At 65.6% G+C, this 13,813-nt stretch carries 13 protein-coding genes, 1 tRNA gene and 2 rRNA genes; 13 read left to right on the forward strand and 3 right to left on the reverse strand.

Annotated features, from left to right (window positions below):
* Positions 1 to 112 precede the first annotated feature (112 nt).
* The 3 genes from OG2516_RS15680 (at position 113) to OG2516_RS15690 (ending at position 3,303) form a co-directional block, all read left to right on the forward strand.
* Positions 113 to 2,943: ribosomal RNA gene (locus OG2516_RS15680) — 23S ribosomal RNA — on the forward strand.
* A gap of 119 nt (positions 2,944 to 3,062) precedes the next feature.
* A 5S ribosomal RNA gene (rrf, locus tag OG2516_RS15685) occupies positions 3,063 to 3,177 on the forward strand.
* A gap of 49 nt (positions 3,178 to 3,226) precedes the next feature.
* Positions 3,227 to 3,303 (forward strand) — tRNA-Met (locus OG2516_RS15690).
* A gap of 54 nt (positions 3,304 to 3,357) precedes the next feature.
* On the opposite strand, the gene OG2516_RS15695 is transcribed toward OG2516_RS15690, so the two are convergent.
* Together OG2516_RS15695 and OG2516_RS15700 are read right to left on the reverse strand one after the other, a co-directional pair.
* Positions 3,358 to 4,302 carry a sugar-binding transcriptional regulator gene (locus OG2516_RS15695; RefSeq protein ID WP_007256858.1) on the reverse strand — a complete coding sequence of 315 codons (945 nt, stop codon included), beginning with the start codon at positions 4,300 to 4,302 and terminating at the stop codon, positions 3,358 to 3,360.
* Positions 4,299 to 4,991 (reverse strand): HAD family hydrolase, encoded by a 693-nt coding sequence (locus tag OG2516_RS15700; protein WP_007256859.1) that lies wholly within the window; start codon positions 4,989 to 4,991, stop codon positions 4,299 to 4,301. The genes OG2516_RS15695 and OG2516_RS15700 overlap by 4 nt, the downstream gene beginning before the upstream one ends.
* 146 nt (positions 4,992 to 5,137) lie before the next feature.
* Here OG2516_RS15700 and OG2516_RS15705 point away from each other — a divergent pair, with 146 nt between their 5' ends.
* The 10 genes from OG2516_RS15705 to OG2516_RS15745 all read left to right on the forward strand — a co-directional run bounded on the left by OG2516_RS15705 (position 5,138) and on the right by OG2516_RS15745 (position 13,133).
* Positions 5,138 to 6,091 carry an ABC transporter ATP-binding protein gene (locus OG2516_RS15705; RefSeq protein ID WP_007256860.1) on the forward strand — a complete coding sequence of 318 codons (954 nt, stop codon included), beginning with the start codon at positions 5,138 to 5,140 and terminating at the stop codon, positions 6,089 to 6,091.
* The gene (locus OG2516_RS15710) at positions 6,088 to 6,849 is read left to right on the forward strand and encodes an ABC transporter permease (protein WP_007256861.1); all 762 of its coding nucleotides are present in this window, start codon (positions 6,088 to 6,090) and stop codon (positions 6,847 to 6,849) included. Before OG2516_RS15705 ends, OG2516_RS15710 begins: the two co-directional genes overlap by 4 nt.
* A gap of 91 nt (positions 6,850 to 6,940) precedes the next feature.
* Positions 6,941 to 7,732 (forward strand): S49 family peptidase, encoded by a 792-nt coding sequence (locus OG2516_RS15715; RefSeq protein WP_007256862.1) that lies wholly within the window; start codon positions 6,941 to 6,943, stop codon positions 7,730 to 7,732.
* Between the two features lies 1 nt (position 7,733).
* Positions 7,734 to 7,901 (forward strand): hypothetical protein, encoded by a 168-nt coding sequence (locus OG2516_RS20050; RefSeq protein ID WP_156799406.1) that lies wholly within the window; start codon positions 7,734 to 7,736, stop codon positions 7,899 to 7,901.
* On the forward strand, positions 7,898 to 8,836 hold the full coding sequence (locus OG2516_RS15720) for a calcium/sodium antiporter (RefSeq protein WP_007256863.1): 939 nt from the start codon (positions 7,898 to 7,900) through the stop codon (positions 8,834 to 8,836). Before OG2516_RS20050 ends, OG2516_RS15720 begins: the two co-directional genes overlap by 4 nt.
* Positions 8,833 to 9,615 carry an SDR family oxidoreductase gene (locus OG2516_RS15725; protein WP_007256864.1) on the forward strand — a complete coding sequence of 261 codons (783 nt, stop codon included), beginning with the start codon at positions 8,833 to 8,835 and terminating at the stop codon, positions 9,613 to 9,615. Before OG2516_RS15720 ends, OG2516_RS15725 begins: the two co-directional genes overlap by 4 nt.
* A gap of 278 nt (positions 9,616 to 9,893) precedes the next feature.
* The gene (gene uvrC / locus OG2516_RS15730) at positions 9,894 to 11,747 is read left to right on the forward strand and encodes an excinuclease ABC subunit UvrC (RefSeq protein ID WP_007256865.1); all 1,854 of its coding nucleotides are present in this window, start codon (positions 9,894 to 9,896) and stop codon (positions 11,745 to 11,747) included.
* Positions 11,748 to 11,785: 38 nt separating this feature from the next.
* Positions 11,786 to 12,448 (forward strand): CDP-diacylglycerol--glycerol-3-phosphate 3-phosphatidyltransferase, encoded by a 663-nt coding sequence (gene pgsA, locus OG2516_RS15735; RefSeq protein WP_007256866.1) that lies wholly within the window; start codon positions 11,786 to 11,788, stop codon positions 12,446 to 12,448.
* Positions 12,445 to 12,693, forward strand: a complete 249-nt coding sequence (gene moaD, locus OG2516_RS15740) for a molybdopterin converting factor subunit 1 (RefSeq protein WP_007256867.1) — start codon at positions 12,445 to 12,447, stop codon at positions 12,691 to 12,693. Before pgsA ends, moaD begins: the two co-directional genes overlap by 4 nt.
* Positions 12,693 to 13,133 (forward strand): molybdenum cofactor biosynthesis protein MoaE, encoded by a 441-nt coding sequence (locus tag OG2516_RS15745; protein ID WP_007256868.1) that lies wholly within the window; start codon positions 12,693 to 12,695, stop codon positions 13,131 to 13,133. The genes moaD and OG2516_RS15745 overlap by 1 nt, the downstream gene beginning before the upstream one ends.
* 69 nt (positions 13,134 to 13,202) lie before the next feature.
* On the opposite strand, the gene OG2516_RS15750 is transcribed toward OG2516_RS15745, so the two are convergent.
* The gene (locus tag OG2516_RS15750; protein ID WP_007256869.1) at positions 13,203 to 13,769 is read right to left on the reverse strand and encodes a DNA-3-methyladenine glycosylase I; all 567 of its coding nucleotides are present in this window, start codon (positions 13,767 to 13,769) and stop codon (positions 13,203 to 13,205) included.
* Positions 13,770 to 13,813 lie beyond the last annotated feature (44 nt).

The raw sequence follows: 13,813 nt of genomic DNA on the forward strand, positions 1-13,813 counted from the left end.
TCAAGTACACTAACCCGTGCGATCGCGAGATCGCACAGAGCTCCACACGAACCAGGTGGAGCTCGGGAAAGTATGACTTCTGATCGGAAGAGGCCTTGCTTCTTCTGGATCAGATCAAGCGCGAAAAGGGCGTTTGGTGGATGCCTTGGCAGTAAGAGGCGATGAAGGACGTGATACTCTGCGATAAGCCATGGGGAGCTGAGAATAAGCTTTGATCCATGGATCTCCGAATGGGGCAACCCACCTGACAGTTTGTTATAATTGCCGCTTGCGGCAGCCTATAATGAGCTGAACCAGGTACTTCTCACCTGAATACATAGGGTTTGAAGAGCAAACCCGGGGAACTGAAACATCTAAGTACCCGGAGGAAAGGAAATCAACAGATACTCCGCTAGTAGTGGCGAGCGAACGCGGACCAGCCGAGCAATGAGAGTGACCGGAACATGTTGGAAAGCATGGCCACAGCGGGTGACAGCCCCGTACGGGAAGCTCGATTTGACGTATTAAGTAGGGCGGGACACGTGAAATCCTGTCTGAAGATCGGGGGACCACCCTCGAAGGCTAAGTACTCCTTACTGACCGATAGCGAACCAGTACCGTGAGGGAAAGGTGAAAAGCACCCCGACGAGGGGAGTGAAACAGTACCTGAAACCGAACGCCTACAATCAGTCGGAGGCTCCTTGCGAGCTGACGGCGTACCTTTTGTATAATGGGTCATCGACTTGGTCTCACGAGCAAGCTTAAGCCGTTAGGTGTAGGCGCAGCGAAAGCGAGTCTTAATAGGGCGCATGAGTTCGTGGGATCAGACCCGAAACCGAGTGATCTAGGCATGACCAGGATGAAGGTAAGGTAACACTTACTGGAGGTCCGAACCCACACCTGTTGAAAAAGGTCGGGATGAGTTGTGCCTAGGGGTGAAAGGCCAATCAAACTCGGAGATAGCTGGTTCTCCGCGAAATCTATTTAGGTAGAGCGTCATCCGAATACCCTCGGGGGTAGAGCACTGGATGGGTAATGGGGCCCCACAGGCTTACTGATCCTAACCAAACTCCGAATACCGAGGAGTACTAGATGGCAGACACACGGCGGGTGCTAACGTCCGTCGTGGAGAGGGAAACAACCCTGACCTACAGCTAAGGCCCCCAATTCGTGGCTAAGTGGGAAAGCAGGTGGGACGACCAAAACAACCAGGAGGTTGGCTTAGAAGCAGCCATCCTTTAAAGATAGCGTAACAGCTCACTGGTCTAAACAAGTTGTCCTGCGGCGAAGATGTAACGGGGCTCAAGCCACGAGCCGAAGCTTAGGATGTGCATAGCACATGGTAGCGGAGCGTAGTGTGACATAATTCCATGTCTCCTTACTGCCCTCGGGCAGATTGGAGACACGGAGTTTTCTGTGAAGCCGGGGCGTGAGCCATCCGGTGGAGAGATCACTAGCGAGAATGATGACATGAGTAGCGACAAACAGGGTGAGAGACCCTGTCGCCGAAAGTCCAAGGGTTCCTGCTTAAAGCTAATCTGAGCAGGGTGAGCCGACCCCTAAGGCGAGGCCGAAAGGCGTAGTCGATGGGAACCAGGTTAATATTCCTGGGCCAGGAGGATGTGACGGATCTCGACGGTAGTTCGTCCTTATCGGATTGAACGGGCTGCTTAGAGGTTCCTGGAAATAGCCCTCCATGAGATCGTACCCTAAACCGACACAGGTGGACTGGTAGAGAATACCAAGGCGCTTGAGAGAACGATGTTGAAGGAACTCGGCAAAATACCTCCGTAAGTTCGCGAGAAGGAGGCCCGGTTTTTACGCAAGTAGAGGCCGGGGGCACAAACCAGGGGGTGGCGACTGTTTACTAAAAACACAGGGCTCTGCGAAGTCGCAAGACGACGTATAGGGTCTGACGCCTGCCCGGTGCCGGAAGGTTAAAAGGAGAGGTGCAAGCCTTGAATTGAAGCCCCGGTAAACGGCGGCCGTAACTATAACGGTCCTAAGGTAGCGAAATTCCTTGTCGGGTAAGTTCCGACCTGCACGAATGGCGTAACGACTTCCCCGCTGTCTCCAACATCGACTCAGCGAAATTGAATTGCCGGTCAAGATGCCGGCTTCCCGCGGTTAGACGGAAAGACCCCATGAACCTTTACTATAGCTTCGCACTGGCATCAGGATTGCGATGTGCAGGATAGGTGGTAGGCTTTGAAGCAGTGACGCCAGTCGCTGTGGAGCCATCCTTGAGATACCACCCTTCGCACTCTTGATGTCTAACCGCGGCCCGTTATCCGGGTCCGGGACCCTGCGTGGTGGGTAGTTTGACTGGGGCGGTCGCCTCCCAAACAGTAACGGAGGCGCGCGAAGGTTGGCTCAGAGCGGTCGGAAATCGCTCGTTGAGTGCAATGGCAGAAGCCAGCCTGACTGCGAGACTGACAAGTCGAGCAGAGTCGAAAGACGGCCATAGTGATCCGGTGGTCCCGAGTGGAAGGGCCATCGCTCAACGGATAAAAGGTACTCTGGGGATAACAGGCTGATGGTGCCCAAGAGTCCATATCGACGGCACCGTTTGGCACCTCGATGTCGGCTCATCTCATCCTGGGGCTGAAGCAGGTCCCAAGGGTATGGCTGTTCGCCATTTAAAGAGGTACGTGAGCTGGGTTTAGAACGTCGTGAGACAGTTCGGTCCCTATCTGCCGTGGGTGTAGGATACTTGAGAGGAGTTGCCCCTAGTACGAGAGGACCGGGGTGAACGATCCACTGGTGGACCAGTTGTCGTGCCAACGGCAGTGCTGGGTAGCTATGATCGGAAAGGATAACCGCTGAAGGCATCTAAGCGGGAAGCCCCCCTCAAAACAAGGTATCCCTGAGGACCGTGGTAGACCACCACGTCGATAGGCCGGAGGTGTAAGCGCAGCAATGTGCTCAGCTGACCGGTACTAATGGTCCGATAGGCTTGATTTGATCCAGTAGAAGCAAGGTCGAAAGACCGACTGGACCAGAAGTCACACACACAACACGACCTGGACAATCCTGATGTTCGCACCCCCGCCCGAAAGGGCCGCGGGGTGTTCCTTTCTCGGTTTGGTGGTCATAGCACGAGCAAAACACCTGGCTCCATTCCGAACCCAGCCGTTAAGTGCCGTAGCGCTGATGGTACTGCGTCTTAAGACGTGGGAGAGTAAGTCACCGCCAAACCTAGCAAGGAACACCCGATCTCTCGACGATGATCAAACAAAGAAATTGGCGCGGGATGGAGCAGCCCGGTAGCTCGTCAGGCTCATAACCTGAAGGTCGTAGGTTCAAATCCTACTCCCGCAACCAAACACAAGCCGCAAAAACGCCGCCCAAAAAGGGCGGCGTTTTGCTGTGGGGGCCTCATGCCGCGAGCAGCGCCTCGGCGGTCGCTTCGTCCGTGATCAGCCCGTTCACCAGCCGGCCCAGCAGCGCCGCGCGGATGGCGGCGACCTTGGCGGGGCCGAGGGCGACGGCGATGACGCGCTGGCGCACCGGGTCGGGGAGCGGGGCGCTGGCGAGGCGGGCGGTGAAGGCGCTGTCGACCAGGCGGCCTCTGGCGTCGAAGATCCAGCCGATGATCTCGCCCGTCGCGCCCTTGGCGCTGACCTCCTGCCAATCGGCGTCGGTGAGGAAGCCGTCGGCGTAGACCGGGGCGGTGCGGTCGACGTGGCCGATGCCGACGAGCGCGACGTCCGCCTGCGCGCAGAGTTCGAGCGTGCTGCGGACCGCCTGCTGGCTGTGCATGTGCCGCAGGTCCTCGATGTCTTGCGCTAGGACCGGGAGCGGGAACGGGTAGTGCTGTGCGCCGACGCGGTCGGCCATGCGGATGGTGGCGTTGTAGGAGGTCGCCGAGCCGTCGGACATGATGTTGCCGAGCAGCGAGACCAGCTTGTGCTGCGGGCAGTCCATCCGCGGCATCTGCTCGACGCACGCCTTCAGCGCCCGCCCGGTGCCGAGCGCGATGACCTGCGGCGTCTCCCTCTTCAGCACCCGCTCGAGCTCGGCCGTGGCGGCGATGGCGACGCCGGTGAGCAGGTCGGGCGCGGCGGGATCGGAGGGGACGACGTCGCACTGGACCAGGGCGAATTGCTCCGTCAGGGCCCGGGCGAGGTCCATGCAGCGGCCGATCGGGTGGTCGATGCGCACCTTCACCAGCCGTTCCGACACCGCCAGCGACACCAGCCGCTGCGCGCGCTGGCGCGAGACGCCGAGCTTGCGGGCGATCTCGTCCTGCGTGTTGCCGGCGACGTAGTAGAGCCACCCGGCGCGGGCGGCGTCGTCGAGGCGCGTGTCGCCGGGGGTCACGCGGCCGATCCCCTGGCGGCGCGCAGCAGGGCCGGCGGGAAGTCGGCCCAGCTGTCGAGGGCGATCACGCCGGGCGGCAGGTCCATGTCGCCGCCGGCCGAATGGCTGCCGCCGCCATAGAGCATCGTGACCATGCCCGCGGCCCGCGCGGCGGCGAGGCCCGGGCGGCTGTCTTCGATGACGAGCGACCGCTCCGGCGCGGCGCCCATCTTGGCGGCGGCGAAGAGGAACAGGTCGGGCGCCGGCTTGCCGCGCGCGACCTGGCTGGCGGTGAAGACGCGGGGGCCGAAGTGACGGGCGAGGCCGGTGATCTCGAGCGAGCGCGCGACCCGGGGCGGGCTCGAGCTGGTGGCGACGCAGGCCGGGCGATCGAGCGCCGTCAGCACCGCCTCGATCCCGCGTGTCGTGCGCAGGTCCGTCTCGAAGCGCTCGAGCAGCGTCTCCCGGTAGCTCGCCTCGAAGCCTTGGGGCAGCGCCCGCCCGTAATCGGCGCGGATGGTGGCGGCGACGGTGGGGAAGCTGCGGCCGAGGAAGTGGCGGCGCACGTAATCCATGTCGAAGTCGATGCCGAGGGCGGCCGCGGCCTCGATCAGCACCGTGGCGCTGAGGACCTCGCTGTCGATGAGCACGCCGTCGCAATCGAAGATCACGAGGTCGATGGCCTCGGGGCCGATGTCTGCCAGCTGCACGGCCTGCCTCCTTTTTGCCGCCTATCAGGCACGGGCGCGCGCGGAGGCGTCAAGCCATTCCGCCGCACAGGCGCTACGCGGCGCGAAAGCGTTGGACATCGGCCGCGCCTGCCGTAGGTTTGCGCTCCATCAAGGAGGGGGCGGGCATGGCGCCGATCGTCAAAGTCGAAGACCTCACGAAGCGCTACGAGTCCGGGTTCACCGCGCTCGAGGGCGTCGACCTCGAGATCGAGGAAGGCGAGATCATCGCGCTTCTCGGCCCCAACGGCGCGGGCAAGACGACCCTGATCTCGACGATCTGCGGCATCACCATGCCGACCTCGGGCAGCGTCAGCGTCGGCGGGTACGACACGGTGCGCGACTTCCGCAAGGCGCGGCAGATGATCGGCCTCGTGCCACAGGAGATCAGCCTCGAGCCGTTCGAGAAGGTCGTCGCCACGGTGAACTTCTCGCGCGGGTTGTTCGGCATGAGCCCCAACCGGGGCTTCGTCGACGACCTGCTGCGCAAGCTGTCGCTGATCGACAAGCGCGACACCAAGGTCAAGGAGCTGTCGGGGGGCATGCGGCGGCGGGTGCTGATCGCCAAGGCGCTGGCCCACGAGCCGCGCGTGCTGTTCCTCGACGAGCCGACCGCCGGCGTCGACGTGGAGTTGCGCAAGGACATGTGGGACATCGTCGCCGAACTGAAGGCGCAGGGCGTGACGATCATCCTGACGACGCACTACATCGAGGAGGCCGAGGCCATCGCCGACCGTATCGCGGTGATCGACAAGGGGCGGATCCTGCTCGTCGAGAACAAGGCCGACCTGATGACCCGCCTCGGCGCCAAGGAGCTGCGCATCGAGCTGGCCGAGCCCGTCGACGCGATCCCCGACAGCCTCGCGCGCGAGGGCCTCGAGCTCGCGCCGGACGGGCGGGCGCTGATCTACATCTACGACACCCGCAGCGAGCGCACCGGGATCACCCGGCTGCTCGCCGACCTGCAGGCGGCGGGGCTTCAGCTCGCCGATCTGCAGACCAAGCAATCCTCGCTCGAGGAAATCTTCGTCGGTCTCGTCCACCAGGCCGATGCCGCGCCCGCGAAAGAGCCCGCCGCATGAACCACAACGCCATCGTCGCCATCTACCAGTACGAGATGGCCCGCTTCTTCCGGACCCTGCTGCAGAGCTTCATCTCGCCGGTGGTCTCCACCTCGCTCTACTTCGTCGTTTTCGGCGCGGCCATCGGCAGCCGCATCGAGGAGGTCGAGGGGGTGAGCTACGGGGCGTTCATCGTGCCCGGGCTGATCATGCTGTCGGTGATGCAGCAGGCGACGTCGAACGCCAGCTTCGGGATCTACTTCCCGAAGTTCATCGGCACCATCTACGAGCATCTGTCCGCGCCCATCGACTTCCTCGAGATCACCATCGGCTATGTCGGCGCGGCGGCGACGAAGGCGCTGTTCATCGGGGTGGTGATCCTGATCACGGCCGGCTTCTTCGTGGACCTGCAGATCCAGAACTGGCCGGCGATGATCGCCTTCCTGATCCTGACCTGCATCTCGTTCTCGCTGCTCGGCTTCATCATCGGCATCTGGGCGAAGAACTTCGAGCAATTGCAGCTGATCCCGCTGCTCGTCATCACGCCGCTCGTGTTCCTCGGGGGCTCGTTCTACTCGATCTCGATGCTGCCCCCGGCGTGGCAGACGGTCGCCTACTTCAACCCGGTGGTCTACCTCGTCTCGGGCTTCCGCTGGTCGTTCTTCGGCATGTCGGACGTGCCGGTCCTGATCAGCCTCGGGGCCATCGCCGGCTTCACCGCGCTCGGGCTTGCGGTGGTGGCCTGGATCTTCCGCACCGGCTGGCGGCTGCGGCAATAGCGCGGGTGACGCCGGGGCAGGGCGGCAACAGCGCGTGTATCGACCGGCGGCCACCTTGTCCGGCCTGCGGGCGGCGCATATGTCAGGCCGCATGAGCCGCCGTCTGCCCTTCCTGCCCGATATACCCAAGGTTTGCGTCGTCCAGCTCCAGGGCCCGATCGGCATCGGCCCCCGCGGACTGTCCGACGCGACCGTCGCGCCGCTGCTGGAGAAGGCGTTTCGCGCCAAGCCCGACGCGGTGGCGCTGCAGATCAGCTCGCCCGGCGGCTCGCCGGTGCAATCCTCGCTGATCGGCGGGCGCATCCGCAGGCTGGCCGACGAGCGCAAGGTGCCGGTCGTCGCCTTCGTCGAGGACGTCGCGGCCTCGGGCGGCTACTGGCTCGCCGCGGCGGCCGACGAGATCTACGCCGACGCCTCCTCGGTCGTCGGCTCCATCGGGGTCATCTCGGCGGGCTTCGGTGCGCAGGAGTTCATCGCGCGCCACGGCATCGAACGGCGCATCCACACGTCGGGGCGTTCGAAGAGCTTCCTCGACCCGTTCCGTCCGGAGAAGCCCGAGGACGTCGAGCGGCTCGAGCGGCTGCTCGAGGAGATCCACGAGCACTTCGTCGCCCACGTCACCAGCCGGCGCGGCGCGAAGCTGGCCGAGGGGGCGGACCTGTTCACCGGCGAGTTCTGGACCGGCGCGCGGGCGAAGGAGCTGGGGCTGGTCGACGGGATCGGCCACCTCGTCCCCGAGATGAAGCGCCGGTTCGGGCCGAAGACGAAGTTCCGCAAGTTCGGCCAGAAGCGCTCGCTGTTCCAGCGGCTCGGGGCGCATGCGGTGTCCGGCGTCTTCGCCGAGCTCGACGAGCGCGCCGCCTACGCAAGGTTCGGGCTCTGACGTGATCGTCAAGGTCGTCCTTCTCTTCCTCATCGGCATGGCCGTGCTGGCGATGTTCGGCCGGCTGCGCTTCCCGGGCCAGAAACGACTGCAAAGCGCGAAATGTCCGTCTTGCGGGCGCTTCCGCATCGGCAAGGGGCCGTGCCCTTGCAAGAAGGAGCTTTCATGATCTGGGACTGGCTCTATGTCGCCGTCGGGCTGGTGATCCTGCTGCTCGCGGGGGACGCGCTGGTGAAGGGCGCGGTCAACCTCGCGCTGCGCATCGGGATCCCCGCGCTGATCGTGTCGCTCACCATCGTCGCCTTCGGCACCTCCGCGCCGGAGCTGCTGATCGCGATCGGCGCGATCCTCGACGGGTATCCCGGCCTCGCGCTCGGAAACGTGGTGGGCTCCAACACCGCCAACATCCTGCTCGTCGTCGGCGTGCCCGCCATCATCGCGACGATGCACACGTCGCAATGCGACAGCCGCCACAGCTTCATCCAGATGATCTGCGCGACGGCCCTGTTCATCGTGCTGTGCTTCTTCCAGCCGATCACGTGGATCCACGGGCTGATCCTGCTGGCCGCCCTGGCCGCGATGCTGACCCATGCCGGCGTCACCGCCAAGCGGCACCGGGACGCGCAGGACGACGAGATCGAGGGCGTGGAGCCGGGCATCGGCTGGCCGAAGATCCTGTTCTACCTCGCGCTCGGCCTGATCGGCCTGCCGCTCGGGGCCGACCTGCTGGTCGAGGGATCGGTCAACATCGCCCGCACCTTCGGTGTTTCGGAAACCGTGATCGGCCTCACCCTCGTCGCCATCGGCACGTCGCTGCCCGAGCTCGCCACCACCGTCATGGCCGCGATCCGGCGGCAGGCCGACGTGGCGCTCGGCAACGTCATCGGCTCCAACATGTTCAACCTGCTCGGCATCACCGGCATCGCCGCGCTCGTCGGGCCGATCCCGGTCGAGCCGCGCTTCCTGCAGGTCGACCTGTGGATCATGCTGGCGGCCTCGCTTCTGCTCATCCCGTTCGTCTTCCTGCGGGCCGACGTGACGCGGCTCTGGGGCATCGGCCTCACCGGGCTCTATGCCGCCTACCTCGTGGTGATCCTGGCATGACGCGCGCGCTCGTCACCGGGGCCGGCAAGCGGCTCGGCCGGGCGATGGCGCTCTACCTCGCCGGGCGCGGCTTCGACGTGGCCGTGCATTATGCCAGCAGCGCCGAGGCCGCCGAGGACACCGCCGCCGAGATCCGCGCCCTCGGCCGGAGCGCGATCACGCTGCAGGCCGACCTGACGCGCGAGGCGGAGATGCAGGGGCTCGTGCCCGCCGCCGCGGAGGGGCTGGGCGGGGAGCTGACCTGCCTCGTCAACTCCGCCTCCGTCTTCGAGTACGACACGCTCTACTCCGCCACCCGCGAGAGCTGGGACAGGCACCTCGAGAGCAACCTGCGCGCGCCCTTCGTGCTGATCCAGGCGATGGCCGCGCAGGCCCCCGCGCCGGTGAACGACGCGCAGGGCGAGCCCGTCTCGCAGGCGCTCGTGGTCAACATGCTCGACGCCAAGGTGCGCAAGCTGACGCCCGGCCACATGAGCTACACGCTCGCCAAGACCGCCCTCTGGACCCTGACCCAGACGGCCGCGATGACGCTGGGCCCGAAGATGCGCGTCAACGCCATCGGCCCCGGCCCGACCCTGATCGGGGCCAACCAGCCCGAGGAGCACTTCGCCCGGATGCGCGAAGCCTGCATCCTCGGGCGCGGCTCCAATCCCGCCGACATCACCGCCGCCCTCGGCTACTTCCTCGACGCACCGGCCGTCACGGGGCAGCTGCTCTGCGTGGATGGCGGCCAGCACCTGATCTGGCAGACCCCCGACGAGCGACGCCACCGGATATGACGCTGCGGCGACTTGTGCACCGGGTGCCGCGTGGCTTCACGAAAACGTAACACTGGCAATGGCTTGACCGATCAACCCAAAAATTGTCGCGCAGAAACAGATACTTATAGCTGCGCCTAAAAAATAGGCAGACCGATCCGGACACGGAAATCATTGGGAAAATCCAGCCGGCCCAAGGTTCGCCAACAGACTTATCCCCAGTTTCGGTGGAAACCTTAACACTTGCCCCGCCCCCCGCCACATTGCAGTGGTCCTGAAGAATCGACGCGACCCCGCCCATGTCCGCCAAAACCGGTTACGCCTGCATCCGCGCCTACCTGAAGACGCTCGACTCCTCGCCGGGCGTCTACCGGATGCTCGACGACCAGTCCCGCGTCCTCTACGTCGGCAAGGCGCGCAACCTGAAGGCGCGGGTGTCGAACTATTCCCGCCCCTCGCCGCAGCACTCGGCCCGGATCGCCCGGATGATCCGCGAGACCGCGTCGATGATGTTCCTCACGACGCGCACCGAGACCGAGGCGCTGCTGCTCGAGCAGAACCTGATCAAGCAGCTGAAGCCGAAGTTCAACGTGCTGCTGCGCGACGACAAGTCGTTCCCCAACATCCTCGTCAGCCGCGAGCACGACTTCCCGCAGATCAAGAAGCACCGGGGCGCGAAGAAGGAGAAGGGGAGCTATTACGGCCCCTTCGCCAGCGCCGGCGCGGTCAACCGGACGCTGAACCAGCTGCAGAAGGTCTTCCTGCTGCGCAACTGCTCCGATTCCACCTTCGAGACCCGCACCCGCCCCTGCCTGCTCTACCAGATCAAGCGCTGCTCGGCCCCCTGCGTCGGCTACATCGACAAGGCCGGCTACGAGGCGCTGGTCGGCGACGCGCAGCGGTTCCTGTCGGGCAAGACGACGTCGGTGCAGAACCAGCTCGCCCAGCAGATGCAGGAGGCATCCGAGGCGATGGAGTTCGAGCGCGCCGCCGCCCTGCGCGACCGCATCCGTGCGCTCACGCAGGTGCAGTCCAGCCAGGGGATCAACCCGCAGACCACGTCCGAGGCCGACGTGATCGCGCTCCACGTCGACGGCGGGCAGGCCTGCGTTCAGGTTTTCTTCATCCGTTCGAACCAGAATTGGGGGAATCACGACTACTATCCCCGGATCTCGGGAGAGGAGGATCCCGCGGAGATCATCGAGGCCTTCGTCGGCCAGTTCTACGCCAACCGCGAGCCGCCCCGGCTGCTGCTGCTGAGCCACGGGCTCGACGAGCCCGACCTCATGGCGCAGGCGCTGTGCGAGCAGCGCGGCGGCAAGGTCGAGATCAGCGTCCCGCAGCGGGGCGAGAAGGCGGAGCTCGTGGGCTCGGCGCTGCGCAATGCCCGCGAGAGCCTCGGGCGCAAGATGAGCGAGACGGCGACCCAGGGCCGCCTGCTCAAGGGGCTGGCCGACGCTTTCGAACTGCCCGCCGTGCCGCAGCGGATCGAGGTCTACGACAACAGCCACATCCAGGGCGCCTACGCCGTGGGCGCGATGATCGTGGCGGGGCCGGAGGGGCTGGAGAAGAACCAGTACCGCAAGTTCAACATCCGCGGCGACGAACTCACGCCGGGCGACGATTTCGGCATGATGAAGGAGGTGCTCACCCGCCGCTTCAAGCGGCTGCTCAAGGAAGACCCGGACCGCCAGTCCGGCACCTGGCCCGACCTGCTGCTGATCGACGGCGGCGCCGGACAGGTCAGCGCGGTGCACGCGATCATGGCCGAGCTCGGCGTCGAGGACATACCCATGATCGGCGTCGCCAAGGGCGTCGACCGCGATCTGGGCAAGGAGGAATTTCACCGGACCGGGCGCACCGTGAAGGCGCTGCGCCACAACGACCCGGTGCTCTACTTCGTCCAGCGCCTGCGCGACGAGGCCCACCGCTTCGCCATCGGCACCCACCGCGCCAAGCGCGCCAAGGCGGTGAGCGCCAATCCGCTCGACGACATCGCCGGCGTCGGCGCCACCCGCAAGCGGGCGCTGCTGGCGCATTTCGGCTCGGCCAAGGCCGTCGGCCGCGCCGCGCTCGCCGATCTCAAGGCCGTCGACGGCATCTCCGAGACGCTGGCGGAGAAGATCTACGCCCACTTCCACGAGGGCGGCTGACCCTTCCCGCAGGGGCACAAGTGGACTAGATGAGGGCCATGAGATGGACCCTCCCCAACATCCTGACGATCGGCAGGCTGATCGCGGCCCCCGGCATCGCGATCATCTTCCTCTATTTCAACCGCCCCTTCGCGGACTGGTTCGCGCTGATCCTGTTCGGCTCGGTCGCCCTGACCGACTGGATCGACGGCCGCCTCGCCCGGGCCTGGGGAATGGAGACGCGCTTCGGTGCGGCGATGGACCCGATCGCCGACAAGGCGATGGTGCTGGTCGCCCTGCTGGTGATCGCGGGCTACTCGGCGATGAGCCCGTGGATCGTCATGCCGGCGACGCTGATCGTGTTCCGCGAGGTCTTCGTCAGCGGCCTGCGCGAGTATGTCGGGCCCGGCGCCAAGCTCGCGGTGACCAATCTCGCCAAGTACAAGACCACGGCGCAGATGCTCGCCATCGCGGTGCTGTTCAGCCAGGGCATCTTCCTGCACCACCTGATCGACCGCACCGTCGGCATGTCGCCCGAGCTGGTCGAGTCGATCCTCGCCGGCACCGCGCCCGACGAGGTCGGCCTGCGCGCCTTCGAGGCGGGGCACCTGTGGTCGGGCCGGATCGGCGTGGCGCTGCTCTGGATCGCGGCGATCCTGACGCTGGTGACGGGGTGGGACTACTTCAGGAAGTCGCTGCCCGCGCTGAGGGAGCCGGAATGATCGACGTGCTGTATTTCGCTTGGGTCCGCGAGCGGATCGGCCTTCCGAAGGAACGGCTCGACACCTCCGCCGCGACGGTGGCCGACCTCGTCGTCGAGCTCGCCGCGCGCGAGGAGCGCTACGCGCTGGCCTTCTCCGACACGAGCGCCCTGCGCGTCGCCGTAGACCAGGAGCTCGCCGACTTCGACGCGCCGCTCGACGGGGTGCGCGAGGTGGCGTTCTTCCCGCCGATGACGGGCGGCTGATGAGCGTCCGCGTCCAGCCCGAGCCGTTCGACGCGGGGGCGGAGCTGAACGCCTTCGCCGCGCGGGCCTCCGGCGCGGGAGCCGTCGTCACCTTCACCGGCCTCGTGCGCGACATCTCCGGCGGGCTCGCCCACATGGAGATCGAGCATTATCCGGGCATGACCGAGCGGGCGATCTCGTCCATCGTCGCGGAGGCCACCGAGCGCTTCGGCCTCGACGCGGCGCTCGTCATCCACCGCCACGGCCGCCTCGCGCCCGCCGAGCCGATCATGATGGTCGCCACCGCCGCCCGCCACCGCGGGTCGGCCTTCGAGGCGGCGGTGTTCCTGATGGACTACCTGAAGTCGCGGGCGCCGTTCTGGAAGAAGGAAGTGACCGCGGACGGCGCCGAGTGGGTGGCGGCGCGGGACGAGGACGAGGCGGCGCTGTCCCGCTGGTAGCGCCTGCGGGGCGGGCGGAGCCTCCGGCGGGGATATTTGCAGGACAGAGGCGGGTGAGGGTGCGCCCCGCTAGCCGAGGGCGGCGCAGGCGGCGTGGCGGGGGCAGGTGGTGACGTGGTCGTTCACCAGGCCGCAGGCCTGCATGAAGGCGTAGACGATGGTAGGGCCGCAGAAGCCGAAGCCGGCGCGCTTGAGGTCTTTCGAGACCTGCGCCGAGAGCGGTGTCCAGGCGGGCACCTCGCTTTCGTCGCGCCAGTGGTTCTGCAGCGGCGTGCCGTCGACGTAGGCCCAGAGCCACTTGTCGAACCCGCCCTGTTCCTCGAGCGCGAGCCAGGCGCGGGCGTTCTTCACGGTCGCCTCGATCTTGCCGCGGTGGCGCACGATGCCGGGGTCGGCGAGGCAGCGGGCGATGTCGGCCTCGCCCCAGCGGGCGACGCGGGCGGGCTCGAAGCCGTCGAAGGCGGCGCGGAAGTTGTCGCGCTTCTTCAGGATGGTGATCCAGGACAGGCCGGCCTGGAAGCCGTCGAGGACGAGCTTCTCCCAGAGCGCGCGCGAGTCCCGCTCGGGCACGCCCCACTCGGTGTCGTGGTAAGCGACGTAGAGCGGGTCGGTCCCGGCCCAGGTGCAGCGCTGCATTCTTTTTCTCCCGAGGGCGGACATTAACGCCATGTTATGCCGCG

This window comes from Oceanicola granulosus HTCC2516 (assembly GCF_000153305.1).
In the GTDB taxonomy this organism is placed as follows: domain Bacteria; phylum Pseudomonadota; class Alphaproteobacteria; order Rhodobacterales; family Rhodobacteraceae; genus Oceanicola; species Oceanicola granulosus.

Coding starts and splice junctions, on each gene's coding strand:
- OG2516_RS15705 (WP_007256860.1), top strand. CDS start 5,138: ATGGCGCCGATCGTCAAAGTCGAAGACCTCACGAAGCGCTACGAGTCC.
- OG2516_RS15710 (WP_007256861.1), top strand. CDS start 6,088: ATGAACCACAACGCCATCGTCGCCATCTACCAGTACGAGATGGCCCGC.
- OG2516_RS15715 (WP_007256862.1), top strand. CDS start 6,941: ATGAGCCGCCGTCTGCCCTTCCTGCCCGATATACCCAAGGTTTGCGTC.
- OG2516_RS15720 (WP_007256863.1), top strand. CDS start 7,898: ATGATCTGGGACTGGCTCTATGTCGCCGTCGGGCTGGTGATCCTGCTG.
- OG2516_RS15725 (WP_007256864.1), top strand. CDS start 8,833: ATGACGCGCGCGCTCGTCACCGGGGCCGGCAAGCGGCTCGGCCGGGCG.
- uvrC (WP_007256865.1), top strand. CDS start 9,894: ATGTCCGCCAAAACCGGTTACGCCTGCATCCGCGCCTACCTGAAGACG.
- pgsA (WP_007256866.1), top strand. CDS start 11,786: ATGAGATGGACCCTCCCCAACATCCTGACGATCGGCAGGCTGATCGCG.
- moaD (WP_007256867.1), top strand. CDS start 12,445: ATGATCGACGTGCTGTATTTCGCTTGGGTCCGCGAGCGGATCGGCCTT.
- OG2516_RS15745 (WP_007256868.1), top strand. CDS start 12,693: ATGAGCGTCCGCGTCCAGCCCGAGCCGTTCGACGCGGGGGCGGAGCTG.
- OG2516_RS15750 (WP_007256869.1), bottom strand. CDS start 13,769: ATGCAGCGCTGCACCTGGGCCGGGACCGACCCGCTCTACGTCGCTTAC.